The organism is Brevibacterium sp. Mu109 (assembly GCF_900169375.1).
In the GTDB taxonomy this organism is placed as follows: Bacteria; Actinomycetota; Actinomycetes; order Actinomycetales; family Brevibacteriaceae; genus Brevibacterium; species Brevibacterium yomogidense_A.
Genome location: NZ_FXZF01000028.1, coordinates 1 through 26,262, shown reverse-complemented (window position 1 = coordinate 26,262; position 26,262 = coordinate 1). Strand labels below are relative to the sequence as shown.

The 26,262-nt window shown below is 69.4% G+C and carries 26 protein-coding genes; 18 read left to right on the top strand and 8 right to left on the bottom strand.

All coding sequences use genetic code 11. The features are described from left to right. Positions 1–2 precede the first annotated feature (2 nt). Both BSP109_RS14155 and BSP109_RS14150 read right to left on the bottom strand, forming a co-directional pair. Complete coding sequence (locus tag BSP109_RS14155; protein ID WP_087007071.1) at positions 3–263, bottom strand: hypothetical protein; 261 nt, start codon at positions 261–263, stop codon at positions 3–5. After that, on the bottom strand, positions 260–994 hold the full coding sequence (locus tag BSP109_RS14150; protein WP_101601475.1) for a DsbA family protein: 735 nt from the start codon (positions 992–994) through the stop codon (positions 260–262). Before BSP109_RS14150 ends, BSP109_RS14155 begins: the two co-directional genes overlap by 4 nt. Positions 995–1,268: 274 nt before the next feature. Here BSP109_RS14150 and BSP109_RS14145 point away from each other — a divergent pair, with 274 nt between their 5' ends. From BSP109_RS14145 to BSP109_RS14095, 11 genes are all read left to right on the top strand, one after another. After that, on the top strand, positions 1,269–2,744 hold the full coding sequence (locus tag BSP109_RS14145) for a GntP family permease (protein WP_101601473.1): 1,476 nt from the start codon (positions 1,269–1,271) through the stop codon (positions 2,742–2,744). A gap of 10 nt (positions 2,745–2,754) precedes the next feature. Further along, complete coding sequence (locus BSP109_RS14140) at positions 2,755–4,143, top strand: four-carbon acid sugar kinase family protein (RefSeq protein ID WP_101601471.1); 1,389 nt, start codon at positions 2,755–2,757, stop codon at positions 4,141–4,143. Continuing rightward, positions 4,140–5,183 carry a 4-hydroxythreonine-4-phosphate dehydrogenase PdxA gene (pdxA, locus tag BSP109_RS14135; RefSeq protein WP_101601470.1) on the top strand — a complete coding sequence of 348 codons (1,044 nt, stop codon included), beginning with the start codon at positions 4,140–4,142 and terminating at the stop codon, positions 5,181–5,183. Before BSP109_RS14140 ends, pdxA begins: the two co-directional genes overlap by 4 nt. 54 nt (positions 5,184–5,237) lie before the next feature. Next, entirely contained in the window at positions 5,238–6,038 is an 801-nt protein-coding gene (locus tag BSP109_RS14130; RefSeq protein ID WP_101601468.1) for a DeoR/GlpR family DNA-binding transcription regulator, read from the top strand. Between the two features lie 57 nt (positions 6,039–6,095). Further along, positions 6,096–6,788: a PepSY domain-containing protein gene (locus tag BSP109_RS14125; RefSeq protein ID WP_101601466.1), complete on the top strand. Its 693-nt coding sequence runs from the start codon at positions 6,096–6,098 to the stop codon at positions 6,786–6,788. A gap of 120 nt (positions 6,789–6,908) precedes the next feature. Next, entirely contained in the window at positions 6,909–7,766 is an 858-nt protein-coding gene (locus tag BSP109_RS14120; RefSeq protein WP_101601465.1) for an ABC transporter ATP-binding protein, read from the top strand. A gap of 149 nt (positions 7,767–7,915) precedes the next feature. Next, the gene (locus BSP109_RS14115; protein WP_087006203.1) at positions 7,916–9,001 is read left to right on the top strand and encodes an aliphatic sulfonate ABC transporter substrate-binding protein; all 1,086 of its coding nucleotides are present in this window, start codon (positions 7,916–7,918) and stop codon (positions 8,999–9,001) included. After that, entirely contained in the window at positions 8,998–9,852 is an 855-nt protein-coding gene (locus BSP109_RS14110; RefSeq protein WP_101601463.1) for an ABC transporter permease, read from the top strand. The genes BSP109_RS14115 and BSP109_RS14110 overlap by 4 nt, the downstream gene beginning before the upstream one ends. Then, positions 9,849–11,927 (top strand): acetate--CoA ligase, encoded by a 2,079-nt coding sequence (gene acs / locus BSP109_RS14105; protein WP_101601461.1) that lies wholly within the window; start codon positions 9,849–9,851, stop codon positions 11,925–11,927. Before BSP109_RS14110 ends, acs begins: the two co-directional genes overlap by 4 nt. A gap of 35 nt (positions 11,928–11,962) precedes the next feature. Further along, on the top strand, positions 11,963–13,306 hold the full coding sequence (locus BSP109_RS14100; RefSeq protein ID WP_101601459.1) for an O-acetylhomoserine aminocarboxypropyltransferase/cysteine synthase family protein: 1,344 nt from the start codon (positions 11,963–11,965) through the stop codon (positions 13,304–13,306). Next, positions 13,306–13,824 (top strand): CoA-binding protein, encoded by a 519-nt coding sequence (locus tag BSP109_RS14095; RefSeq protein WP_101601457.1) that lies wholly within the window; start codon positions 13,306–13,308, stop codon positions 13,822–13,824. Before BSP109_RS14100 ends, BSP109_RS14095 begins: the two co-directional genes overlap by 1 nt. A 126-nt stretch (positions 13,825–13,950) precedes the next feature. Here BSP109_RS14095 and BSP109_RS14090 read toward each other — a convergent pair whose 3' ends face one another. Together BSP109_RS14090 and tpx are read right to left on the bottom strand one after the other, a co-directional pair. Then, positions 13,951–15,120: an SPFH domain-containing protein gene (locus BSP109_RS14090; protein ID WP_087006188.1), complete on the bottom strand. Its 1,170-nt coding sequence runs from the start codon at positions 15,118–15,120 to the stop codon at positions 13,951–13,953. A 111-nt stretch (positions 15,121–15,231) separates the two neighbouring features. Then, positions 15,232–15,729, bottom strand: a complete 498-nt coding sequence (gene tpx, locus BSP109_RS14085; protein WP_087006185.1) for a thiol peroxidase — start codon at positions 15,727–15,729, stop codon at positions 15,232–15,234. Between the two features lie 155 nt (positions 15,730–15,884). Here tpx and BSP109_RS14080 point away from each other — a divergent pair, with 155 nt between their 5' ends. Next, complete coding sequence (locus tag BSP109_RS14080) at positions 15,885–16,703, top strand: siderophore-interacting protein (RefSeq protein WP_180959758.1); 819 nt, start codon at positions 15,885–15,887, stop codon at positions 16,701–16,703. A gap of 58 nt (positions 16,704–16,761) precedes the next feature. Here the strand turns inward: BSP109_RS14080 and BSP109_RS14075 are convergent, their stop codons facing one another. Genes BSP109_RS14075 through BSP109_RS14065 form a run of 3 tightly spaced genes read right to left on the bottom strand, consistent with a single transcriptional unit; the run spans position 16,762 to position 19,905 of the window. After that, positions 16,762–17,775: a phosphotransferase enzyme family protein gene (locus BSP109_RS14075; RefSeq protein ID WP_180959757.1), complete on the bottom strand. Its 1,014-nt coding sequence runs from the start codon at positions 17,773–17,775 to the stop codon at positions 16,762–16,764. A gap of 40 nt (positions 17,776–17,815) precedes the next feature. Then, positions 17,816–19,129 carry an aspartate aminotransferase family protein gene (locus tag BSP109_RS14070; protein WP_180959756.1) on the bottom strand — a complete coding sequence of 438 codons (1,314 nt, stop codon included), beginning with the start codon at positions 19,127–19,129 and terminating at the stop codon, positions 17,816–17,818. A 38-nt stretch (positions 19,130–19,167) separates the two neighbouring features. Next, positions 19,168–19,905: an IclR family transcriptional regulator gene (locus tag BSP109_RS14065; protein WP_101601453.1), complete on the bottom strand. Its 738-nt coding sequence runs from the start codon at positions 19,903–19,905 to the stop codon at positions 19,168–19,170. A 276-nt stretch (positions 19,906–20,181) separates the two neighbouring features. Between BSP109_RS14065 and BSP109_RS17795 the strand changes: the two genes are divergently transcribed. The 6 genes from BSP109_RS17795 to BSP109_RS14035 all read left to right on the top strand — a co-directional run bounded on the left by BSP109_RS17795 (position 20,182) and on the right by BSP109_RS14035 (position 25,991). Continuing rightward, positions 20,182–20,547 (top strand): hypothetical protein, encoded by a 366-nt coding sequence (locus BSP109_RS17795; RefSeq protein WP_257944711.1) that lies wholly within the window; start codon positions 20,182–20,184, stop codon positions 20,545–20,547. Then, positions 20,471–21,685: an MmgE/PrpD family protein gene (locus BSP109_RS14055; protein WP_257944710.1), complete on the top strand. Its 1,215-nt coding sequence runs from the start codon at positions 20,471–20,473 to the stop codon at positions 21,683–21,685. The genes BSP109_RS17795 and BSP109_RS14055 overlap by 77 nt, the downstream gene beginning before the upstream one ends. Next, a complete protein-coding gene (locus BSP109_RS14050) occupies positions 21,682–22,875 on the top strand; it encodes a CaiB/BaiF CoA-transferase family protein (RefSeq protein WP_101601447.1) in 1,194 nt (397 codons plus the stop codon). The genes BSP109_RS14055 and BSP109_RS14050 overlap by 4 nt, the downstream gene beginning before the upstream one ends. A 115-nt stretch (positions 22,876–22,990) precedes the next feature. Continuing rightward, positions 22,991–24,157 carry an acyl-CoA dehydrogenase family protein gene (locus BSP109_RS14045; RefSeq protein WP_180959755.1) on the top strand — a complete coding sequence of 389 codons (1,167 nt, stop codon included), beginning with the start codon at positions 22,991–22,993 and terminating at the stop codon, positions 24,155–24,157. A gap of 221 nt (positions 24,158–24,378) precedes the next feature. After that, the gene (locus BSP109_RS14040; protein WP_257944706.1) at positions 24,379–25,467 is read left to right on the top strand and encodes a TRAP transporter substrate-binding protein; all 1,089 of its coding nucleotides are present in this window, start codon (positions 24,379–24,381) and stop codon (positions 25,465–25,467) included. Beyond that, complete coding sequence (locus BSP109_RS14035) at positions 25,464–25,991, top strand: TRAP transporter small permease subunit (RefSeq protein WP_257944482.1); 528 nt, start codon at positions 25,464–25,466, stop codon at positions 25,989–25,991. Before BSP109_RS14040 ends, BSP109_RS14035 begins: the two co-directional genes overlap by 4 nt. Before the next feature lie 82 nt (positions 25,992–26,073). Here BSP109_RS14035 and BSP109_RS17340 read toward each other — a convergent pair. After that, the coding region (locus BSP109_RS17340) for a hypothetical protein (protein ID WP_219618562.1) at positions 26,074–26,262 on the bottom strand (189 nt) is incomplete at its 5' end.

Sequence of the window (26,262 nt, the reverse complement as noted above, 5' to 3'; positions counted from 1 at the left end):
CCTCAGTCGCAGGTGCCGTCGATCGAGCAGCTCGTGCCCTGTGCACCGTCCAGCAGGTCGTCCAGGCTCAGCATCCCCTCGCCTGCGGACGCCTGCTCCGCGTCGACGTCTGCCTGCTCGCCGCCTCCGGGCTCCACGCCGGCACCTTCGCCCGAGGCCACGGCGTCTGCCGCATCGGGCTCCTGAGTCTGCGAGCCGTCGCTGTCAGGCTGCACGCCGCCGTCCTTCGTCGCCTCGTCCTTCGTCGCCTCGTCGTCGCTCATGCGACCTCCTCCCCGTCTGCGAGCTGCCGAAGCGCCCGCCGGTAGGTCGCGACGTCCATCGCTCCGGGAGCCGCGACACGATTGTCGAACACCATGAAGGGCACGCCCTGCGCGCCCAGCGAACGCGCGCGTGCGATGTCGGCTTCCACCGCCTCGTCCGCCTCAGCTGATTCGCCTGCCACTGCGGCCCGCACCGCGTCCTCGGGCGCTCCGGACTCGACTGCCCTCCGCACGAGCGCATCGGTGTCGAACGGATCGAAGGTCCCGGCGAAGTAGCTTCCCTGGATCTGGTTGAACATCGCGGCGGCCGCTGCCTCGTCGACCGTCGCGGCGACCGTCTGCACCACGCGATGCAGTGTTCGCGTGTTCGCCATGGGCCTCTCCTGTGCGTAGGGCATGTCGAGCTCTGCGGCCATACCGCCGATCCGCTCCTCCATCGCGACGACCTGCTCCCGCGGCATGCCCTTCGAGCTGACCAGGTGGTCGATGTTCGACGGCGCCGCCCCGCCCGGTGCAGTGCCGTCGCCGTGGGCGTGAGGGGCAGTGGGGTCGAGCTCGAAGGCGTGGACGACCAGATCCACGTCGACCCCCTCCTCCTCGATCGCCTGGTCCAGCCGTGCCTGGCCGACGTAGCAGAACGGGCAGACGAGGTCTGTCCACACGTCGATGCGGACACGCCGCCCTCCGCTCTGCGTCACAGCGCCATCGGTTCCCGCAGTCTCAACCACCATCGAGTCGTCTCCTCTTCCACCCCGAACGCATCACGCACCGGACGCGTCGTCGTCTGAGCGCGTTCGGTTCCGCGCTTCCTGCTCCCTCAACGCACGCCCCGCGAAAGGGATTCCCCACCCACGCCCCGCTCACTCCCCACAATTCCTGCGCACTCTGCGCACCTTCGACTTCAGTTCCTGAAGGAACTGCGCGTAGACTCTCAGAAATCTCTGTGCAGCCTCCGCTGCAGACACCCTCCGTTCCCCGACCGTTCACCCCACCAAGGAGTCCGCCATGGACTTGCAGCTGCTCCTCGCACTCGTGCTGGGCATCGCGACCATCGTCGTCCTCGTTCTCACCACCCGCCTCGATGCATTCGTGGCGCTCCTCATCGCCGGGCTCGTCACCGGTATCGTCGCGGGCTCCGGCTTCGTCGAGACGATCAACTGGATCACCGCAGGCTTCGGCGACACGCTGGCCAGCGTCGGCATCGTGATCGGCCTGGGCGTCTTCATCGGGAAGATCCTCGAGGTCTCCGGTGCCGCCGACGCACTCGCCCGCGCCTTCCTCAAGATGTTCGGCAAGGGTCGCGAGCCGTGGGCGATGGCATCCGTCGGCTCGCTCGTGTCCATCCCGGTCTTCTGCGACTCCGGCTACGTCATCATGAACCCGCTCGCCCGTTCGATCGCGCGCGTGAAGAAGGGCGCCTACGTGACACTGGCCCTCGCGCTGGGCTGCGGCATGACGCTCACCCACCACATGGTGCCGCCCACTCCCGGACCGCTCGCCGTCACCGGCATCCTCGGTGCGGACATGGGCTCTGTCATCCTCACCGGCGTCATCTTCACCGTGTGCCTGCTGCCCGTCGTCGTGATCTACGCGAAGTGGATGGGCCCCCGCCTGGAGTCGCGCCTCAACACCGTCGTCGCGAGCGAGGTCTACGGTGCGAACCATGACACCAGCCTGGCGGCGAAGGGCGGATCCGCAAGCGCCGAGGCCGTCGCCAACGTCGTGACCTACCGTCCCGAGACCTTCCTCGGCGCCACACCCATCGGCAAGAAGCCGCACCGCACGAACGCGCTGCTCGGCGCACTCCCGCTCGTCGTCCCGCTGCTGCTGATCGTCGGCAACACCGTCGCCGCAGCGGTCGACCAGGGCAATCAGGGCATCATCGGCGACCAGGAGGCGGAGTACACGCCGTCCGCGTGGGCCCAGCCGCTCGTCTTCCTCGGCAACCCCGTCGTCGCCCTCACGATCGGCGTCATCCTCGCCGTCTACGTGCTGCTGCCCCGCTGGACCCCGCGAACCAAGGTCCACGGCTGGCTCGCCGAGGCCGCAGGCTCCGCCGGCCTCATCCTCCTCATCACCGGTGCCGGTGGAGGCCTGGGCATGGTCCTGCGCGAATCGGGGGTGGGCGATGCGCTGGCCACCGCCGTCGCCACCACTCCGCTGCCCGCCTTCTTCGTCCCCTTCATCATCGCGACCGTCGTGCGCATCGCTCAGGGCTCCGGCACCGTCGCGATGATCACGGCCGCATCCGTGTCCGCCTCCGTCATCGTGGAGTCCGGCCTCGACCCGCTCGTCGCAGTCATGGCCTGCACCGCCGGTTCGATGGTCTTCAGCTACTTCAACGACTCCTACTTCTGGGTCGTCACCCGCTTCACCGGCCTGGACGGGCTGGAGGCGCTCAAGGGCTGGTCGGGCATCACCACCGCGGTGTGGGCAGGCTCGATCCCGCTGCTCATCATCCTCAACCTCGTCGTCGGCTGAGGGCTGCGCCATGGCGGACGTCCTCATCGTCGGCGACGACCTCACCGGTTCCAACGGTGCGGCCAACGGCCTCGTCCGGCGCGGCATGCGCGCCGTGACCCTGCGCGTGGGCGAGGCCCACGAGCAGATCACCGCACAGCGGGAGCACTACGATGCCGTCGTGGTGACGACGGATTCCCGTCATGTCCCCGCCGCCGAGGCCGCACGCCGCACCGCTGCCACCGTCCGCGCGGGCTGGCCGGCCTCTCTCGTGTCGTCGCGGTGCGATTCCACGCTGCGGGGCAACGTCGGGGCCCAGGCCCAGGCGGTGATCGACACGGTCCGGTCCCTGACCGATCGCGAGGTCATCGGTCTGTGCATGCCGGCATTCCCCACCGCGGATCGTCAGACGGTGGGCGGACTGCAGCTCATGGGAGGCGTGCGCCTCGAGCACACGGAGCTGGCCCACGACGTGCGGACTCCGATGACGACCTCATCCGTGGCCGCCGCCCTCACCCGTGACTCCTCCCTCACGTGCGCAGAGATGGATCTGGAGACGGTCACGGCAGGCGGGGCCGCACTCGAGCAGCGGATCGCGCAGCTGCTCGACGGGACCGACTCTTCGGCGCCCGCCCCCGACGTCCTGATCGGCGACGCCTTCACCGAATCGCATCTGGACGAGATCGCCCGCGCCGCGCTCGCGGTGCGCCCCCGCGCCCTGTGGGTCGGGATCGATCCGGGTCCCGGCACCTGGGCCCTCGCCACGCAGATGGGGCTGACCGGATCGACGGGGCGTCCCGGAACACCCGCGGCTCCTCCCCTGCTCGCAGTCTCCGGGTCCGCGACAGAGCTGACCCGCACCCAGCTCGCGCACCTCACCTCCGCCCGCGACGTGTCAGTCGTCCGTCCGGTCTTCCTCCCCGGGACCCGCCGCATCGATATCGCGGCGACCAGTCGTGACGTCATCCGCGACCTCGACTCCGCCGCAGCGCCGATCGTCCTGCTGGCCACCGTGCTGGAGGTCGCAGACATCTTCGATCTCACGGAGGCCGAGGCGGATGCGATCCCCGCCGCCCTGGGCGCCGTGACCGCCGCCGTCCTCGCCGAGGCGACCGTCGGCGGTCTCTACACCACGGGAGGCGACGTGACCGCGGAGGTCCTCGACGGCCTCGGCGGCGTCGGCATCGAGGTCCTCGACGAGGTCGTCCCCCTTGCCGCTGGGGGGACGCTCGTGGGCGGACCGCGCGCCGGTCTGCCCATCGTCACGAAGGGCGGCCTCGTGGGCGACACCGGCACCGCAGTCGTGTGCCTCGATGCGCTGGCCGACCTCGCCACCGCCACCGAGTACTCCTCCAGCACCGCACAGACAGAACGCACCCCACAGACCGAGCACACCGCACGAGCGAAGGATCTTCCATGACCGCACCCGTCCTCGCACTCACCCCCGGCGATCCCGTCGGCATCGGCCCGGAGATCACCGCAGCCGTCCTCCACGAGTACTCGGGCGACGCCTCGGTCCACGGCATCGCAGTCGCCGATGCCTCCGTCATGCGCCGCGCCGTCGAGGTCCTGGGCCTCGACGCCGAGGTCCGGGCCGTCTCCTCGTGGGACGTCCCGCACGGAGGTCCGGGCGTGATCGACGTGTTCGACATCGATGAGCTGGGCGACGAGCACCTGGAGTGGGGCGTCGTCGATGCACGCGCCGGTCGTGCCGCCGTCCGCGCGATCGAGATCGCGACGACAGCCGCCATGAACCAGGAGATCGCGGGCATCGTCACCGGTCCGATCAACAAGGAGGCCATCTGGCAGGCCGGATCGGAGCACCTCGGCCACACGGAGATGCTCGGTGCACTCACGGGTGTGACGAAGCAGGACACGATGTTCGTCGTCGAGCGCTCGCACGTCCCCGGCCATCACATGCACGTGTTCTTCGCGACCCGCCACATGTCGCTGCGGAAGGCCCTCGACGCGATCACTGTGGAGACGCAGGTCGACTCGATCCGCCGCGCGCACCGCGCCCTCGAGGTCTACGGGATCACGGACCCCCGCCTGGCGACCGCCGCGATCAACCCGCACGGCGGGGAGAACGGCGCGTTCGGCGATGAGGAGATCGAGATCCTGCGTCCGGCGCTCGAGCAGGTGAACGCGGACGGGCTCACCGTCGCCGGCCCGATCCCTGCGGACTCCGTGTTCCACCACGGGCTCTCCGGCCGCTACGACGGGATCCTCTCGCAGTACCACGATCAGGGACACATCGCGGCGAAGACCTTCGACTTCGACGGCACGATCTCCGTCACGGTCGGCCTGCCGATCCTGCGCACCAGCGTCGACCACGGCACGGCCTTCGACATCGCCGGCAAGGCACTGGCCGATCCCGGCACGATGCGCTCCGCATTCCGCGCGGCGATCGACTATGCACCGTACGTCGACGGGATCCGCGCGGAGTACCTCCCGCGCTGAGCGGGGGGACGCGCTGAGCACGGGGACGGGCCGAATGAGAGGACTGGCTGAGTGATGGAGCAGACCACGCAGCGGCCGCACCGCGCCACCAGGGCCCGCCGCAACGCCCTCATCGCCCTGATCCACGGCGGCACGGCCCGCGTCGAGGACATCGCCGCGCACCTGGAGGTGTCCGCATCGACCGTCCGGCGTGACCTGGCGGCGCTGGAGTCCGCGGGGATGGTGTCGCGCACGTACGGCGGGGCGATCACGTCAGCCCCCTACCGCGATCGCGCTCTGGCCGACCGGCTGGCGCTCAACACCGCCGGGAAGGCCGGGATCGGCCGCACTGCGGTCGACCTCGTCCATGACGGAGCGACGGTCTTCCTCGACGCGGGCTCCACGACGATGGCATTCGTCGATGCCCTGCGGCAGCGGTCCGTCAGCGGTGTGCGGGTCGTGACCCGCGGCCTCGAGAACGCTGTCCTGCTCGTCGGCTGCGACGGGATCGACGTGCACGTCGTGGGTGGTCGCCTCACCACGGCCTCCCACGGCACGACCGGACCCCTGGCGCTCGAGGCGCTGGAGCGCTTCTCCTTCGACCTCGCGATCCTGGGCTGCGATGCGGTCTCCGCACAGCGGGGGGTCGGGGAGCCCACCCTGGAGGAGGCCTATGTGAAGGAGTGCGCGGCGAACCGCAGCGACCGCATCGCCGTGCTGGCCGACCGCACCAAGTTCCAGGTGGCGGGGATCAGCGCGTGGGCGCGGCTCCCGGAGGCGTGGACGCTCGTGACGGACACGGATGACCACGAGCTCCTCGCACCGTACGCAGCCGCCGGTGTCCGCGTGCTCGGCGCGGATTCTCGTCATGCGTAAGAACTCGCTCATCCGTCTCTCATCGACGGTTCACGCAGCCTCAGTACTGTGAGAGCCATGACGAACACACGAACACTCCGCCCCCTCAAGTCCCTCTCCGTCGCCGTCGTCGCCGCAGCGGCTCTCACACTGTCCGCCTGCGGGTCGGGCGGCGATGCGGAGCAGACCGACGGCGTCGAGCAGTCCCAGGCACCGCAGGAGGAGAGCGCTCCGGCCGACGGCGCGCAGTCCGAGGAGACGCCGACGGCCGAGGCCTCCGCATCCGACTCAGCGTCCGGCTCCGCGCAGGGCGGCGAGCTGGAGGCCGCCGGCGCCGCCATCGAGACGGCTGAGGCCGAGAACGGCGGCACGGCCCACCACATCGACTGGGACGACAACGAGCACTGGGAGATCGACGTCGTGGGCGACCGCGAGTGGGAGTACCAGGTGAGCGCAGACGGCTCGAGCGTCGAGCAGACCGACGAGGACGACGCCGACGGCGACGACACGCGCGAGGTCGAGCAGGCCGAGGTCACTCTCCTCGAGGCCCTCGAGACCGCCCTCGAGGACACGCCGGGCACGATCGACGACGCGGAGCTCGACGAGGACGACGGCAGCCTGCACTGGGAGGTCGGGATCTACGCTGAGGGCTCCACCGACAGCACGGACATCCGCATCGACGCGCAGTCGGGCGACATCACCGGCAGCGACAGCGACGACGGTGACAACGACGATGACTCGGATGACGACGGCGATGATGATGACGACTGACACGCGGACACGCAAATCCGCGTGACGTTCCATGACGGCCCATGACGCTTCACTGCGTCATGGGCCGTTCTGTGACGCTGAGCGACGTTCTGCGGCTCGTGACGCGGTTCCATTGCAGGTATGCGCTCTTCCACTCCGCCTGCCGTCTCGACTCCTTCTGCCTCGACCGTCGAGTTCTCCTCATACCTCCAGGCGTTCGGTGACCGCACGGTCCTCACGGACGTCGACCTGACCGTCCCCGCCGGCGAACTGCTGGTGATCCTCGGGCCCTCGGGCTGCGGGAAGTCCACGCTCCTCCGGTCGGCGGCCGGTCTGGGCACGCCCACATCCGGGAGCGTCCTGATCGACGGCGAGGCAGTCACCGACGGGGACGAGCGGACAGCCTTCGCGTTCCAGGAGCCGCGCCTGCTCCCCTGGAGGACGCTGGAGAAGAACACGGAGATCGGACTGCCGCGCGGCACCGCGAAGGACGCTTCCCGCACCGAGGTCGCACGACTGCTGGACCTCGTGGGACTCACCGGTCGCGGCGGACTGCGGCCGCGGGAGGTGTCCGGCGGCATGGCCCAGCGGGTGTCACTCGCACGCGCCCTCGCTCGTCGCCCAGGCGTCCTCCTGCTCGATGAGCCGTTCGGCGCCCTCGACGCGCTGACCCGACTGCAGATGCAGGACCTGCTCCTCGCGATCCACGACGAGCAGCCCACGACGGTGCTGCTCGTGACGCACGACGTCGATGAGGCCGTCCACATCGCAGACCGCATCGTCGTGCTCGGCCCGGTCTCCGAATCCCCGGACGCCCCGGCCACCGTCGTGCGCGATATCCGCCTCGACGAGCCGCGTCCCCGCGACCGCGGCAGCGCGGAGCTCGCACACGTCCGTGCGGACCTGCTGTCCGCGCTCGGCATCGACACCGGCGCGAGCCGATCGACCAGTGCACGCGGGTCACAGCACCGCGCCGAGGACCGCACCCGCGTCTCCTGACGCTCCAGCACGCTCACACAAGCACGCTCGCACCAGCGACACCGCGCACTACCAGCCACACAGATACCCAGCCACACAGATACCCAGCCACGCAGTCACCCAGCCGCACAGACACTCTCCACACAGACAAGCCCGAAAGGCACCTCCCGATGAACCGTTCCCGGCCCTCCCGTGCCCGCACGCCCCGCTCCCCCCGCACGCTGCTGAAGACCGCGGCCCTCGCCGCAGTCGGCTCGCTCATGCTCACCGGGTGCATGGAGGGCGAGGACGCGGCACAGGCGCAGACGGACACCCTCGCGATCGACTGGGCCACCTACAACCCGCTCTCGCTGGTCATCAAGGAGAAGGGCTGGCTGGAGAGCGCGCTCGCCGAGGACGGCGTCGACGTCGAGTGGGTCTTCTCCGCCGGCTCCAACAAGGCGAACGAATCTCTGCGGGCGGAGACGGTCGACATCGGCTCCACCGCAGGATCCGCGGCGCTCCTGGCACGTGCGAACGGCTCCCCCATCAAGGTCGTGGACCTCTACTCGCAGCCCGAATGGTCGGCACTCGTCGCGGGCCCGGACTCGGATGTCGAGTCCGTCGAGGACCTCGAGGGCAGGAGCGTCGCGGCGACGAAGGGCACGGACCCGTACTTCTTCCTGGTCCAGGCGCTCGCCGAGGCTGACCTCACGCTGGACGACGTGACGGTCCAGAACATCCAGCACGCGGACGGACGCACTGCGCTGTCGTCCGGAGAGGTCGACGCGTGGTCGGGCCTCGACCCGATCATGGCGGCCGCGGAGTCGGAGGGGGACGAACTCTTCTACCGGAACCTCGACTTCAACACCTACGGCTTCCTCAATGCCCGTGAGGACTTCCTCGAGTCCTCGCCCGAGCTCGCGCAGACCGTCCTCGACGTCTACGCCCACGCACGGACCTGGGCGCTGGAGAACCAGGAGGAGACGGCGTCGATCCTCGCGGAGGCTGCGAGCATCGACGAGGAGACCGCAGGGCTCACGATGGAGCGCACCCACCTCGACATCGATCCGGTCCCCGGAGATGAGCAGCTCGAGGTGCTCCGCCGCATCGGCCCCACACTCGTCGAGATCGGCGACGTCGCAGAGCAGTCGCAGGTCGACGAGGCGATCGACACGATCATCGACGATCGCTTCGCCTCCGAGGCGGATGCGGCGCGGGTCGCAGACACCGTCGCAGGCACTGCGGCAGACACCAGCGGAGGGGATGACGCATGAGCGCTGTGAACGCAGACGCCACAAGGGACGTACCCGCGCCGGGGTCGCAGAAGCCGGCCCAGGACCCGACCGGGACCTCGGGCGCGGATCTCCTGTCCCGCCGGTCCGTGCAGGTGGCACTGGGCGCGATCCTCCCGCTCTGCCTCCTGGCGGCGTGGCAGGTGCTCAGCAGCACGGGCACGTTCTCCTTCGTGCAGCTGCCACCGCCGGCCGCAGTGGCGACCGCGGGCCTCGACCTCATCGCGCGGGGCGAGCTGTGGACCCACATCGGCATCTCCGTCCAGCGCGTGCTCCTGGGCTTCGTCGCGGGCGGCGCGCTGGGGATCGTGCTGGGGTCCGCTGTCGGACTCTCCCGGTTCGCCCACGCCGTGTCCGCACCTCTCATCGGCGCGTTCAGGGCCGTGCCGTCCCTGGCCTGGGTGCCGCTGCTCCTGCTGTGGATCGGGATCGGCGAGGACTCGAAGGTCACGCTGATCGCGATCGGCGCGTTCTTCCCCGTCTACACGACCGTCGCGTCGTCGCTGCGGCACGTCGACGTCCAGCTGGTCGAGGCCGCACGCACCTTCGGCTACAGCGGACTGCGACTGCTGCTCACAGTGCAGCTGCCGGCGGTCGTCCCGAGCGTCTTCTCCGGCCTGCGCCTCGCACTCGCGCAGGCCTGGCTCTTCCTCGTCGCCGCTGAGCTCCTCGCGTCGTCGATGGGTCTGGGCTACCTGCTCACCGACAGCCAGAACAACGGGCGCACCGACAGGCTCCTGCTCGCGATCATCCTCCTCGCCGTGCTCGGCAAGGTGACCGATGCGCTGCTGGGCCTCGTCGAGAAGCGCGCACTGAAGAGGTGGACCGCATGACCACGACCGGACTCGCGACCGAACCCACCACGTACGCCGAACCCACCACGGAAGCAGAGCGCGTCGCCTTCTGGGAGCGCCAGGCCTCGCGCCTCGACTGGGCCGCTCCGTGGCACACCGCGCACACCTTCGAGCGCCCGCAGCGCATCGGCACCCGCGCGGACGGGACGCCGGACTTTACCGTCCCGCGCATCGAGTGGTTCGCCGGCGGCGCGCTCAATGCCGCCCACAACTGCGTCGACCGCCATGTCGCCGCCGGGTCCGGGGACAAGCCCGCTCTGCTCTTCGAGGGCGAGCCCGGCGATCGCCGGACGCTCACGTACGCGGATCTCCAGGAGGAGGTCTCCCGCGCTGCGAATGCGCTCATCAGCCTGGGCGTGGAGGCGGGAGACCGCGTCGTCATCTACCTCCCGGTCATCCCGGAGACGGTCGTCATCACCCTGGCGTGCGCGCGGATCGGCGCGGTGCACTCCCTGGTGTTCGGCGGCTTCAGCGCGGAGGCGCTGCAGTTCCGCGTGGAGGACACCGGCGCGAAGGTGCTCGTCACCTCCGACGGCCAGTTCCGCCGCGGGAAGGCGGTCCCCGTCAAGGACGCGGCGGACGAAGCGGTGAGCGGCGACAACGACATCGAGCACGTGCTGGTCGTGCGGCGCACGGGCGACGACATCGCCTGGACCGACGGCCGCGACGTCTGGTGGCACGACGCCCTGGCAGACGCGTCGCCGGACCACGAGGCGCAGCCCTTCGACGCAGAGCACCCCCTCTTCATCATCTACACGTCCGGCACGACGGGCCGACCCAAGGGGCTCGTCCACACGACGGGCGGGTACCTCACCCAGACGGCCTACACGCACGCGCTGCTGTTCGACCTGGTCGACGGTGAGCTGGACACGGTCAACGACCCGCAGAAGGTCGCCGACGCCGTCCACTGGTGCACTGCGGACCTAGCCTGGGTCACCGCCCACACCTACGAGATCTACGGGCCGCTGCTCAACGGCGTCACCCAGGTGATCTACGAGGGGACGCCCCAGGAACCGCACGCCGGCAGGCACTTCGAGATCATCGAGCGCTACGGGGTGACCACGTACTACACGGCCCCCACGCTGGTGCGCTCGCACATGGGCGCGTTCGGGTCGCACCCCGCCCCCGGCGAACGTCCGGCCGACCGCTGGGACCTGTCCTCGGTACGGCTCGTCGGCACGGTCGGCGAGTCCGTCAACCCCGAGGCCTGGTCCTGGCTGCGACGCGAGGTGGGCTCCGGGACCGCACCCGTCATCGACACGTGGTGGCAGTCGGAGACCGGCTCCTGCGTCATGTCACCCCGCCCGCAGGACGGCTGCTGGCAGCCGGCCGGGGCCTCGGGCGCGGATCCGGCGACCGCCGCCGAGGCCCCCAAGCCCGGCTGCGCGACCCGCGCCCTCCCGGGCCTGTCCGCCGTCGTCGTCGACACCGACGGCTCCCCCACGCCCACCGGCGAGCAGGGCCTGCTCGTGGTCGACGGGATCGGCCCGTCGGCCGCCCGCACGGTGTGGAACGAGCCCCAGCGGTTCCTCGACTCCTACTGGGCGCACTTCGGTGAGCGCGGCTGGTTCCTGTCCGGCGACGGCGCCCGCCGCGATGCCGACGGCGACATCACCGTGCTGGGCCGCGTCGACGACGTCATCAACATCTCCGGCCACCGCCTCTCCACGATCGAGATCGAATCCGCGCTCGTGTCCCACCCCTGGGTCGTCGAGGCCGGTGCCGCACCGACCACCGATCCCCTCACGGGCCACGCGGTGCTGTCGTTCGTCGTCCTGGCCCAGGAGGCCCGCGACGTCTCCGCGGACGACCTGCGCGACACGCTGCGCGCCCACGTCTCCCAGCGGATCGGCCCGATCGCGAAGCCCGCCCACGTCATCGCCGTGCCCGAGGTCCCCAAGACCCGGTCGGGGAAGATCATGAGACGACTGCTCACCCAGCTGTTCGAGCACACTACGCTCGGCGATACGACGTCGCTCATGAACGCGCACGCGGTGGACGACATCGCCAGGATCGTCGAGCACCCGGCCGCGGAAGCGGCGACCACCCTCTGACGCGACACCACCAGTCTCGAGAAAGTGAGGACGCCTTGTCCGATCACCAGTTCGGCTTCCGCACGCGTGCGCTGCACGCCGGCGGAGTGCCCGACGCGGTCCACGGTTCCCGTGCGGTGCCGATCCACCAGACCACGTCGTTCGTCTTCAAGGACGCCGACGACGCGGCGAACCTCTTCGCCCTGCAGAAGTACGGCAACATCTACTCGCGCATCGGCAATCCGACGGTCGCGGCGTTCGAGGAGCGCATGGCCAGCCTCGAGGGCGGGATCGGCGCGGTCGCCACCGCGTCCGGCATGTCCTCGGAGTTCATCGTCTTCGCGGCTCTCGCGCAGGCCGGCGACCACATCGTGGCCTCCTCCCAGCTGTACGGCGGAACGATCACCCAGCTGGACGTGACGCTGCGCCGGTTCGGCATCGAGACGACGTTCGTCGACGGCACGGACGCGGAGGACTTCCGCGCCGCGCTGCGCCCGGAGACGAAGGCCGTCTACACGGAGCTCATCGCGAACCCGTCTTCGGAGATCGCGGACCTCGAAGGCCTCGCCGATGTCGCGCACTCCGTCGGCATCCCGCTCATCGTCGACGCGACGCTCAACACCCCGTACCTCTGCCGCCCGATCGAGCACGGCGCGGACATCGTCATCCATTCCGCGACGAAGTTCATCGGCGGCCACGGCACGACCCTGGGCGGCGTCGTCGTGGAGGCCGGGACGTTCGACTGGGGCAACGGCAACTTCCCGCTCATGACGGAGCCGGTCCCCACCTACAACGGCCTGTCCTGGTGGGACAACTTCGGTGAGTTCGGCTTCCTCACCCGCCTGCGCTCCGAGCAGCTGCGCGACATCGGTCCGTCGCTCTCGCCGCAGTCCGCGTGGCAGCTGCTGCAGGGCGTGGAGACGCTCGCCCAGCGCATGGACGCCCACCAGGCCAACGCGACCGCCGTCGCCGAATGGCTTGATCAGGACCCGCGCATCGCGTACGTCCAGTACTCGGGGCTCGCCGCGCACCCGCATCACGAGCGGGCCGCCAAGTACCTCACCGGCTCCGGATCGGTCTTCTCGTTCGGCGTCGCCTCCAGTGGCCAGAAGTCCGGACGCGAGGTCGGCGAGGAGTTCATCGAGAATCTCCAGATCGCCTCGCACCTGGCGAACGTGGGCGATGCACGGACCCTCGTGCTGCACCCCGCGTCGACGACCCACCAGCAGCTCACGGCCGCTCAGCTCGAGGCAGGCGGGGTGAAGCCGGACCTCATCCGGATCTCCGTGGGGCTTGAGGACCTCGACGACATCCTCTGGGACCTCGATCAGGCACTCACCGCCGCGGCGGGTGCGACCGCCTCCGGAGCGAGCTCGACCGACGAAGAAGGAGCGGCCTGATGACTGAGCAGACCGAGCAGCAGTCCGCAGGGACGCAGCGCACGTGGGAGGGACCGTCCGCCACGCAGCGACTGCAGATGCTGCGCGAGGCGAAGTCCGTCGCCATCGTCGGAGCGTCGGCGAAGCCCGCGCGGGCCTCGAACTTCGTGGGCACGTACCTGCTGTCCTCGTCGAATTACCGCGTGTACTTCGTCAACCCGCGTGAGAAGGAGATCCTGGGACACCCGGTCTACGCCTCGCTCGAGGACCTGCCCGAGGTGCCGGACGTCGTCGACGTCTTCCGCCGCAGCGAGGATCTGCCGGATGTCGCCCGCGAGGCCGTCGCGATCGGGGCGAAGACCCTGTGGATCCAGCTGGGACTGTGGAACGAGGAAGCCGCACGGATCGCGGAGGACGCGGGCCTGACCGTCGCGATGGACCGCTGCATCAAGATCGAGCACGCGCGCTTCCATGGCGGCCTCAACCTGGCCGGCTTCAACACGGGAGTCATCTCCTCGAAGCGCCAGACGCTCGCCTGAGCGAGTGTGCGAAGGGCCCGCACCATCCCATTCGGATGGTGCGGGCCCCTTCTGCTGCTCGGTCCTAGGTACTGCTGGGTCCGAGGTGCTGCTCGGTCGAGGTGCTGCTCAGGCGAGGAACGATCCTCAGGGCTGATGCGGAGGCTGCGGCGGGATGCCGCGCTGCTTCTGCGCCCACTGCTGGGCACGCCCGGCGAGGTTGCCGTCGTGGGGCATCGCGCCCCCCGTGTCCAGTGCAGTGTCCTGTCGGCGAGATGCCTGCTGCTGTGCACGCTGCTGTGCCTGCTCCTCCACCTGCGCCGCGCGACGGGCGCGACGGTCGTCCAGATCGGCCTGGTGGCGGTCGTCCTGCGCGGCGCCCTCCATGCCTCGATCATTGGCCTGGGCGGAGAACAGCGCGTTGCGGATCTCATCCGTCATGTCGCCCATGCCGCCGGGGTTCGAGGGCATGAAGAGCACGTTCGACCGGCCGCCGCGAGCGACCTCCTGCATCGTGTCGAAGTACTGCGTCATCATGAGCAGCTGTTCGGCGGAGTCGGCGATGCCGACTTCGCGCAGACGCTCGTACTGCTCCGCGATGCCGTCCGCGATCGCACGGCGCTGTGCCGCCACACCCTCGCCGTGGAGGCGCATGGCCTCCGCGTCGGCCTCGGCCTGGGTGACGCGCTTGATCTTGTCCGCCTCGGCGAGTGACTGAGCGGCGACCCGGTCACGCTGCGCGGCATTGATCGAGTTCATCGAGTCGCGCACGCGGGTGTCCGGGGAGATGTCCGTGACCAGCGTGTTGACGATGCGGAAGCCGTAGGCCGCCATCGACTGCGACAGCCGCTGCTCGACGTTGTGCGCGATGTCGTCCTTCGATTCGAAGGCCGAATCGAGTGTAAGCGCCGACAGTGCGGAGCGGACCGTGTCGAAGACGTACGACCGGATCTGCTCCTCGGGGTTCTGCAGACGGTAGTACGCCTCGACGACGCTGTCCTCGCCGACCACGTACTGCACGGCGACAGGCACGTTCACGAAGACGTTGTCCTTCGTCTTCGACTCGATCTCCACGCCCAGCTGCTGGACGCGCAGGGAGATCGGCTTCGTCGTGGTCTCGATGAACGGCGTCTTCGTGTTCAGTCCCGGTCGCGCGACCTTCTTGAACTTGCCGAACCGTTCGACGATCACGTTCTCCTGCGTCTTCACGGTGAAGAAGATCGAGGTGCGGAGGCCGCTGAAGAGCATGACCCCCACGATGATGAGGATGACGATGAGGACGATGGCCCCGACGCCCAATCCGAGTACTGCCTCCATGAGATGGCTCCTAGAGTGGAGTATGCGTTCCCCACCAGCCTATCGGAGCAGCACGGGACCCGGACGCGTCTGAGGCGTCCGGGTCCCGTGCGGATCTGTCAGTGGGGCGAGTCAGCCCAGCGCGGCGACCGCCGCATCGTAGTCGGGCTCCTGCCCGATCTCCGGGACCAGCTGTGCGTGGAGCACGCTTCCGGCCCCGTCGAGCACGATCACTGCGCGTGCGAGCAGGCCCGCAAGGGGCCCGTCGGTCTGCTGGAGACCGTAGTCGGCACCGAAGTCCGATCGGAAGGCGGAGCCCATCGTCACGTTCTCGATGCCCTCTGCACCGCAGAAGCGCGCTTGGGCGAACGGCAGGTCCTTCGAGACGCACACGACTGCGGTGTTCTCGAGTCCTGCGGCGATCTCATTGAACTTCCGCACGCTCGCCGCGCAGACTCCCGTATCGACGCTGGGGAAGATGTTGAGCACGACGCGCGTGCCGGACAGTCCCTCCGACGTGACGTCGGACAGATCCTGTCCCACCAGGGCGAAGGACGGGGCGGTGGCACCGACGGCGGGGAGTTCGCCGACGGTCTGGACGGGGGTTCCTCGGAATGCAGTCTCAGCCATGTCCACATCCTTGCCCATGGGTGGGAAGGCGGCAACCGGTGCTCGCCCTGTGAGCACTGCTCAGGGCTGCGTAGGACCGATCAGCACTACTTAGGTCGCCCTCACCTGCGTCGGCTAGGGTCGGAGCACATCCCCTTTCGAAAGGACGCATCTCCATGAGCGACCGCCCACGTCCGAAGCGCCCCCAGCACGTCATGGAGGTCCTCGAGCGCTCGCGGCTCTCGCCCTCCCTCGTACGGCTCGTCGTCGGCGGCCCGGGCTTCTCGACGTTCCCGCAGCCGCCCAGCACCGACGCCTACGTGAAGATCGTCTTCGCGAAGCCGGAGCTGGGCCTCGAGCCCCCGTACGACCTCGCGCAGCTGCGCGAGAGCCTCCCCGCAGAGGACATCCCGGTCACCCGCACCTATACCGTGCGCAGCGTGGATATGGAGGCGGGCACGCTCACACTCGATTTCGTGGTCCACGGGGACGAGGGCCTCGCCGCTCCCTGGGCGCGTGATGCACAGCCCGGCGACCGGATCGTCTTCCAGGGACCCGGCGGCGCGTACACCCCGGACGCCTCCGCCGACTGGCACCTGCTGGCCGGCGACCTCTCCGCACTGCCCGCTGTCGCCGCAGCGCTCGAGGCCCTGCCCGCCGATGCGCGCGGGTACGCGTTCCTCGTGGTCGACGAGCAGGAGGACCGCCTCGACCTCGCCGCACCAGAGGGCGTCGAGATCGTGTGGGCCGTGGGGTCGGACGGCGGGGCGGCGACGGATCTGCTCGCCACCGCCATCCGCTCCCGCCCCTGGCTCGAGGGTCGCGTGCACGTCTTCGCCCACGGGGAGCGGGAATCGATCAAGCAGGTCCGCGGCCTGCTCAAGGAGCACGAGCTCTCACGCGAGCAGATCTCGATCTCCGGGTACTGGGCGTACGGCAGGAACGAGGACCGCTTCCAGTCGGAGAAGCGCGAGCCGATCGGCAAGATCGACTGACGGTCTCTCGGCTCGACTGACGGCCGCGCGGTTCGGCGGACGACCGTCCGCCGCGCGTTCACGCCTGGTCCAGCAGCGCCTCCACCGCGGCCCACGTGTACCGGGACCGGCGCAGCGCGTACTCGGGGTCCACGGCCTCGGCCGCACGCACGCTCCACACGGACCAGTTCGTGCACAGCCGCAGCAGCGCGAGCGGCCCCACGAGCGCCCGCTCGTCGTCGCTGAGCTCACGGATCTGTTCGTATCCGGCCACCACCGCTGCGATCCGATCGCCGGGATCGTCCGTCCTGAGCGTCGCGTACGCCGCGGCGACTGCGGGGTCCGCGACGAGCGGTGCACGGTGGGCGTCGTTGAAGTCGATGATCCCGATCAGCCTCAGCTCGCGGGGGTCTTCGCCGCCGGTGACGATCGTGTTGTCGTCATGCAGATCCTGGTGGACGACTCCCCACGGAACCCGGGCCAGGCGATCGGCGTGCTCGTGCTCGAATCGGGCGACGACCTCGGCGACGGTGCGGGTGCGGTCGCCGGCCGGAAGGCGCGCGAGGGCGGCGCGAATCTCGCGGGTGCTGCGCTGCGCGAGCCACGTGTGCTCGGGAAGATCCGCGGGAGGCGCCAGATCTGCGAACGCCCGGGTCAGCGCGGCGGACGTGCGCCCGAGCTGCTCGTAGACGCTCCGAGGCACCGCGCTGCGGGACGACAGCAGATCGCCCTCGATCCACTCCACGATCCGGATGCGGAAGGTCTCCCCGCCGTGGTCGAGCGCGATCCGCCGGTGACCCGTCCGGGTCGCCAGCAGCCGGGGGGTGGCGATCTCCGGGTTCGGGCTGAAGGGTTCGCTGCATTCGGGCTCGCTGCAGCGCGCGGCCGCGTCCAGCACCGTCTCCTGCCAGTCCAGTGCAGCGGTCGGTGTCCTTTCGTCGCTCACCTTGATGAGCCAGGTGCCCCGCTGCGGATCGGTGATGCGGACGTTCCTGTCGAACTCGCCCTTGAAGACGCGCGGCTCGCGCGGGTCGAGACCGTACTCGCGGGCGACCGCGTCGAGCACAGCAGACCGCAGGGCTTGCTCATCCATCCGAACGCTCACTCTTCCCGGCCCCCACTCGGTCCGCCTCTCAGTCTGAACCCTCACCCGGCCCGGACCCTTGCGCATGCGCATAGCCCACATCCGCGAGCGCATCCCGGAACCCGTCGACGAGGCGATCGATCTCCTCGTCCGTGATGACGAGCGGTGGCCTGATCTTCACCACGGCGTCCCCCGGGCCCGTGCGGCTCACCAGCACGCGGCGTGCGTACATCGCCTCGACGATCTCTCCGGCCCATGCACCGGCGCGCGCCTCGTCCTGCGCAGCGGGGCGCAGGTCGACGCCGACCATGAGTCCCGCGCGGCGCACCCGGCCGTCCACGCCCGCCTCCGCGAGTGCGTCGGACAGCCCCTCGCCGAGGCGACTGCCGGCTTCCGGCACCCTCTCGCCGAAGCCGCCGTCGCGGAGGGTTGCGAGCACCGTGTGTGCGGCGGCGATCGGTGCCGGTGTGCCGGCGAAGGTGTTGAAGTACCGCTGCTGCCCACCGAAGTCGCTGAAGACGACGCGCGGTCCGGCGACGGCGGCGATGGGCAGCCCGCCGCCCATCGGCTTGCCGAGGGTGACGAGGTCGGGGGCCACTCCCAGGGCTTCATACCCCCACCAGGTGCCCGTCCGGAAGAACCCCGCCTGGACCTCGTCGGCGATGTAGAAACCGCCCGCGTCGTGGACTGCGTCGACGGCGGCGGCGAGTCGCACATGCTCTCCCGTGACGATCCCCTCCGAGGTCATCGTCGAATCGAGGACGAAGGCCGACGTGCCGTGGCCGCGGCGCTCGAGCTCTGCGGCGGCGCGGCGCACGCGGTCTGCCAGGTGCTGCTCGAAGTCGGGATCGTCCGCATCGGGGATATCGACCGTGACGACGTGGTCGCGCGGGGCAGCGCTGAGGCTCGGGGAGATCGCGGCGGTCGCACTCGTCGTCCCGTGGTAGGCACGGCGGGCGACGATGACGCCCGAACTCATCGACGAGTATGCGGCGACCTGGAGGGCGAGGTCATTGGCCTCTGAGCCGGAGCACGTGTAGACGACGGATTCGATGTGCTGAGGCAGCAGTGCGAGCAGGTCGCGGGAGTACGCCTCGACGACGTCGTCGAGGTATCGGGTGTGCGTGTTCGCGCGCAGCAGCTGCGCATGGACGGCATCGGCGATCGCGGGGTGCGAGTGGCCGAGCACGGGAACGTTGTTGTACGCGTCGAGGTGGTCGACCCCGCGGGTGTCGGTGATCGTGCAGCCCTGCGCCGAGGCCACTGTCAGCGGCTCCGAGTAGAAGGTGCGATAGGTCCCTGCTCTGCGCGGTGTCGCGGGAGCCCTGCGCGGTGTCGCGGAAACGGGTGCGTCGTCGCTCATGACCACCAGTCTGCCAGCAGGTGAGAGCGGCATGGACCTCACCGCAGGATGTGCGAGAGCCTCCGCTGGGAGGCCAGCAGGACATCGGCTACCGACTCCGCGCCGATCTTCGCGAGTCGTGCTGCGGGCAGCGACACGGAGACCGCGCCCCGCAGATCGCCTGCTCCGCCGAAGATCGCGACGCCCACGCCGCCGACCTCACTGCGCCATTCCCCGTGATTCACCGCGTACCCGCGCGTGATCGCAGCAGTCACGTGCTTCTCCACAGCTTCCCTGTCGAAGCCGGGCAGGGAGGCTTCGCCGTCGAGGAGCCTGTCCCGTTCGTCCGCCGGCATCGCGGCCAGCATCGCGCGACCGGAGCCAGTGCTGTGGAACGGGACCCGCGTGCCGAGCCCCAGGTAGGTGCGGATCGCGTTCACTCCGTCTGCGCGGGACACGACGACCTGGGAGTCCTCATCACGCACGAGCAGGTGGACGGTCTCGCCGACCTCCTCGCGGATCGCACTGAGCTCCTCCTGCGCGACCGCGGCCAGGCCTCCTGCGGGGGTCGACCGCATGCCGATCAGCAGCGACCTGTTCGTGAGCGACCACTCCGATCGGCCATCGATGCTGGGACGCAGCCACCCGGTCTCGTGGAGTGTGGCGAGGCATCGCAGCACGGTCGTCTTCGGCAGTCCGGTGAGCCGGGCAGTCTCGGAGAGACCGACCGGCTGACGGTCGGCAACGGTCTCCAGCACGGCGAAGGCGTTGAGGACGCTCTGGATCGACTGTGACATGCCGATGGACTCCGATCGCGAAGGATGCCCGAGGGCACCGGGGCTCTGACCCGACTGTGTCTCTGACCAGGACTGTGCCGCTGACGATCATGGCGCCGTCTCTGATCATGGAAGCGTTTTGACGTGGACGCTCTCGAGATCTAGATTACATACGGATTGGACCGCTGGTCCACTCTGCGGACCGGCAGGTGAAGAACGTCGTTCCCGTCAGCCCGCCCGCACACGGATGGGTCGTCACGATCCGCACTCGTCACGATCCGAAGGAGCACCCCGCGCGTGAACCCGATCGCATCCGACCCGACCGCCTCCGGCAGCACCGACCCCGAGCTCACGGTGCCGGAGCTCACGGTGCCGACGGCGGACACTCCGCTGGATGCACTGCGCTCGGCCGACTTCACAGGGCGTCTGGTCGACATCGCCCGCACATGGGAGCACCCGCGGCCGGACGCCGCTGCCCGCGCAGCGGGCATCGCCTTCGCAGACACCGTCGCGTGCGCGATCGCCGGACTGCCGGACCCGGGAGTCGCCGCCTTCGTCCGGGCGACGGGCCACGCACCGTTCTCCTCTGGTTCCCCCCCTCGCCGATCGGGCCCGCGCCACCGGTCTGGCCGCCCACGCGCTCGACTACGACGACGTCGATGATGCGACGATCAGCCACCCGTCCGCCGCGATGGTGCCGGCACTGCTGTCAGTGGGCGCCGATCGCCGCGCGTCCGGTGCGGACGTCGTCGCCGCCTTCCACCGCGGCCTGGTGGTCGGCCGGCTCCTGGGTGCGGCCGTCGGCGTGCGCTCGCACTACGAGGCCGGCTGGCACACGACGAGCACACTCGGGACAGTCGCGGCCGCAGCCGCGGTGGGATCCGTGATGGGGCTCGACGAGCCCCGTATGCGCGCGGCGCTGGGGATCGCGGGCTCTCTGGCCCAGGGCAGCAGGCAGAACTTCGGGACGATGACGAAGCCGCTCCATGCCGGAGCGGCCGCGCACAATGCCGTGCTCGCCGCGTCCCTCGCAGAAGAGGGCTTCACCGCTGATGACCAGCTGCTCGAGGGGCCGCTGGGCTTCATCGCGCTGCACCGCGGAGAGTCGTCCGCGCCGCCCGTGACGGATGCGGACGTCGCGACAGCGTTCCTCAACGTGAAGCTCTATCCCTGCTGCTACTACACGCACGCCGCAGCGGACGCCGTCGCCGAACTCCGCGAGGACCTGGTGGCCGACGGGATCGACCCCACCTCCATCGCGTCACTCCACGTGACCGTCCAGCCGGGCGGGCTCGCCCCGCTCATCCACCCGCGGCCCGTCGACGGCACGCAGGCGAAGTTCAGCATGGAGTACGTCGCCGCCGCGATGCTCGCGGACGGGGCCGTCACCCTCGCCTCGTTCGAACCGGACTCCGTCGCCCGCCCTGCGCTGCAGGACCTGCTGGCGACGGTGACGAAGGCCGAGGCCGAGGTCCCGCCCGTGGGTCCCGCCGAGTGGACCGCCGGATACGCCGTCGTCGTCGCGACCCTGGCCGATGGGCGCACGTTCAGCCGCCGTGTCGATCGGCCGCGCGGCCATGCGACCCGTCCGGTCGACGACGCCACCCTGAGGACCAAGTTCGATGACTGCCTCACAGCAGCCGGCCTTCCGGGTGGGAGCACACCCGGGGACGCCTCCTCCGCACCGTCTGCGCTCTTCGACGCACTCGTGACGATCGCCGATCAGCGCTCGGTGTCCGAGGTCGCACAGCGCATCACCACGGTCCTCGCGGGCCGTGCCGACCAGGAGGCCGCACAGTGACCACCTCAGCGACGACGACCTCAGCCACCGGGGCCTCGGCGGCAGACGCACTCCGGCGGCCGCTCGACGGCATCGTCGTCGTGGCCCTCGAGCAGGCGGTCGCCGCGCCGTTCGCCTCGCGGCAGCTGGCGGACCTCGGCGCACGGGTCATCAAGGTCGAGCGACCGGGCGGGGGCGACTTCGCCCGCGCCTACGACTCGCATGTCGACGGCACATCGTCGGCATTCCTCTGGTTGGGCCGCGGCAAGGAGTCCGTCGTGCTCGACCTCAAGGACGACGACGGTCGGGCCCGGCTCGAGTCGCTGCTCGAGCGCGCGGACGTCTTCATCCAGAACCTCTCCCCCTCCGCCGCCCGCCGCGCCGGCCTCGATCCGGACGCGGTGCAGGAGAGACACCCCCACGTCATCGCGTGCGGCATCTCCGGCTACGGCGAGGACGGCCCGATGGCGACCGCGAAGGCCTACGACCTGCTGGTCCAGGGCGAATCCGGTCTCATCGACCTGACCGGCGACGGTGATGTCCAGGCCAAGGTCGGCATCTCGATCGCGGATATCGCCGCGGGCTCCTACGCCTACTCCTCGATCCTCGCGGCGCTGCACCACCGTCTGCGGTTCGGCGAGGCCCTGCCGGTGAAGATCTCCATGCTCGAGGCCCTGGCCGAATGGCTGAGCTACCCGCTCCACTACGCGCTGCACTCCGGTGCGGCACCGCTGCGCCGCGGCACGTCGCACGCGACGATCGCACCCTACGGGGCGTTCGTCACCGGTGACGGCGGACAGGTCCTCTTCGCGGTGCAGAACGACCGCGAGTGGCGCAGACTCTGCGACATCGTGCTGGGAGACCCAGAGCTCGCGGACGACCCCCGCTACGTGGACCAGCAGAACCGGGTCGCCCGGGCCGACGACCTCGAGGCCCTCATCGAGGAGCGCTTCGCCGCGTTCACGACCGACGAGGTCCGTGCGCTCCTGGAGCAGGCGGACATCGCCGTGGCCCGCCTCAACGGAATCCGCGACCTGGGCGACCATCCGCAGCTGCGGGCCCGCGGCCGCTGGGTCGACACCCCGCACCCCGGCGGCTCCGCGGAGACCCTCCGGCCGCCGTGGTCCGTCCCAGCGGAGGCCCAGGACTTCGGCGGCGTCCCCGCTCTGGGCGAGCACACGGACTCCGTCCTCGCGTGGCTGGACCAGTGACTCAGACAGCACCACAGATGACCCAGCACCACAGATGACACGGCCCCACCGATGACCCAGCCCCACAGATGAACCAGCCCACTCCCGACCACATCCCAGATCCGAAGGAGCGATCATGACCATCAACACGTACGAGGAGACCGAGACCCGCAAGGATCTCCGCTCGCTGGTCGACCAGATCTGCCAGGACTTCCCCGACACCTACTGGCAGCAGGTCGACAAGGAGGAGGCCTACCCGGAGAAGTTCGTCGAGGCCCTCACCGGGACCGGCGCACTGGGTGCGCTGATCCCCGAGGAGTACGGCGGCCTCGGCCTGGGTCTGGGCGATGGATCCGCGATCCTCGAGCAGATCAACTACAACGGTGCGAACTCCGGCGCCGTCCACGCGCAGCTCTACACGATGAACGCGGTGCTCCACCACGGCACCGAGGAGCAGAAGCAGCAGTACCTCCCGCAGATCGCGACGGGAGATCTGCGCCTCCAGGCGTTCGGCGTCACCGAGCCCGGAGCCGGCACGGACACCACGAGCCTCACGACGACCGCGGTGCGCGACGGCGACGAGTACGTCGTCAACGGGCAGAAGGTCTTCATCTCCCGCGTCCAGCAGTCCGACCTCATGCTCCTGCTCGCGCGGACCACGCCGCTGGACCAGGTGCAGAAGAAGTCCGACGGGATCTCGCTGTTCCTCATCGACATCCGCGATCTGCCCGGACTGACGATCAACCCGATCGACACCATGGTCAACCACTCGACGAACGCGCTGTTCTTCGATGACATGCGCATCCCCGCCTCCTCCCTCATCGGAGAGGAGGGCAAGGGCTTCAAGTACGTCCTGACCGGTATGAACGCGGAGCGGATCCTCATCGCCAGCGAGTGCATCGGTGACGGCCGCTGGTTCATCGACCGCGCTGTGGACTATTCGAAGGAGCGCGTCGTCTTCAACCGGCCCATCGGTGCGAACCAGGGCGTCCAGTTCCCGATCGCACGCGCGCACATCGAGCTCGAGGCCGCTGACCTCATGCGGTGGAAGGCGGCGGACCTCTTCGACGCGGGCAAGTCCTGCGGCGCCGAGGCGAACATGGCCAAGATGCTCGCCTCCGAGGCGTCCTGGAAGGCCGGCGACACGGCCCTGCAGACGCACGGCGGCTTCGGCATGTCCCGCGAGTACAACATCGAGCGGAAGTTCCGCGAGACGCGCCTCTACCAGATCGCGCCGATCTCGACGAACCTCATCCTGTCGTTCGTCGGCCAGCACGTGCTGGGCATGCCCCGCTCGTTCTGACAGTTGTGCCCCGCGCGGTCGGGGAATGGTCACGATGACCGATCCCCGACCGCGCGCCCTATACTCAGGCGCGCTTCTGCAATCGGCGGACCCCACCCGCAGGCCCGCCCGTGACAGCGCTCGAGCACACGGCACACTCCGCCGCGGGCTCGGGATCAGCGGAGCGACGACGCTCCGTGCGCACGCATCACACGAAACCCCTCCCCTAGGAATCCGGTCCCATGAAACCGATCTCGAACTCTCAGGGTGCTGCCCGTTCTCGCGCGCCCTTCGCGAGCGGACCGCTCAATCGCAGGTCATTGCTGACCCTGGCGGCCGCGGCACCGCTGCTCGCCGCGGCCGGCTGCGCCCCCGGCGCCTCCGCGAACGGCCTCCGCCCTGACGGCGCACTGCGCGTCGCCACCTACATCACCCCCGGCTACACCGACCTCTATCCCGGCATCGAGCGCTTCAACGAGTCGCTGACCGCGGAGCTCGGAGCCGACATCGTCGACTTCTTCGATTCCGGCGCGCTGCTGAACGCGGAGCAGCTGGTCCCGGGCATGCTGCGCGGTGTCACCGACGTGGGCTTCCAGACCTCCAGCTACGTGTCTGCGAGCTTCCCGATCCTGGGCGCTGCCGAACTCCCGTTCGTCAACGACGGGTTCGAGCAGATGCGCCGCGCGCTTGCGCCGGAGTCGCCCCTCATGAACCTCATAAACGACACGCTGAGGCCCCAGGGCATCACGAACATCGGTGCGATGCCCTGCACGGAGCAGTGGCTCTTCACGGTGGATCGTCCCGTCGCCGAACCCGGCGATCTGCGCGGTCTGCGCATCCGCACCGCCGGCCACGTCGAGGGCGAGATGGTGAAGTCGCTCGGCGGCGCGCCCGTCTCGATGTCGTCGGCAGAGCTGTACGAGGCGCTGGAGCGCGGCACGATCGACGGGATGGTGTCCTACCTCGGCACGATCGTGTCCCGCGGGCTCGCAGACGTCGTGAACTACGCGACGCGCGCACACTTCGGCGCATACAGCGTCGATGCGTATGCGAACACCGCGTGGCTCGAGGACACGGGGCCGGACATCCAGGGGGCGCTGCACTCCGCCGGCGCCGTCTACGCGCAGGAGGGCACGGACATCCAGTACCGGGTGTACGAGGATGACTACCTGCCGATGGTCCAGGAATCCTCGCTGGAGATCGTCGAACTGGACGACAAGCAGATCGACTCGTTCCGTCAGGCCACGAGCGGAGTCGTCGACTGGTGGATCAGGACCGTCGGAGACACCGAGCTCGCCGAACGGGCTCTGGCCTACGTGAAGGAGGCATGATGCTGAGCACATTCAACGCCCTCCGCCGGGTGACGCGGGTGCTGCGCATGGCGTCCGCCTGCGTGATCCTCCTCGTCATGCTCATCACCGGGTATGACGTCGTCATGCGATACGTCTTCGCACAGCCGCTCGAGTGGTCCATCACCATCTCGATGGTCGGCCTCGTCGCGATCGTCATGCTGACGGTCCCGGACCTCGAGGCCGACGACTCGCATATCGGCATGGACCTGTTCTACCGCGGCTTCGGCCGCGCCCAGACTGCCGTCGCCGACCTCGTCACGCTCATCGCGACATTCGCCTTCTGCACCGTGTCCGGCGTCGCCGCGGCTCTCACATCCGTCCACTTCTTCAATGCCGGGATGCGCACCGCGGGCACCTTCAACATGCCCGTCTGGATCGGCTATGCGCTCGTCGCACTGGGCCTCCTGCTGGCCGCCGTCATGACACTCCTGCGCTACATCCTCAAACGGGCTCTTCCGGTTTCAGAGTGCGTAGCAGGGTCTCTGCACCCAGTGTGTCGGTGATGAATGAGAGGCGGGCCTTGGGTGATGATGGAAATTCTCCAAGATCCCTCACACCCAAGGCCCTGCCATGCAATCTACCTCCTCAGCCCAGTCGTGTCCTGTAGCCGATGTCATCTGCCGCACCCTCGAACTCGGCATCCACATCACCGGCGCGCACATCACCGATGACGACGTCACCGTCATCGAAGCCACACCACGAGAACCGGCGGGATTCTGCCCTGACTGCGGGGCGGAAGGACGACTGCGTGATCACGTCATCCGTCACCTGACA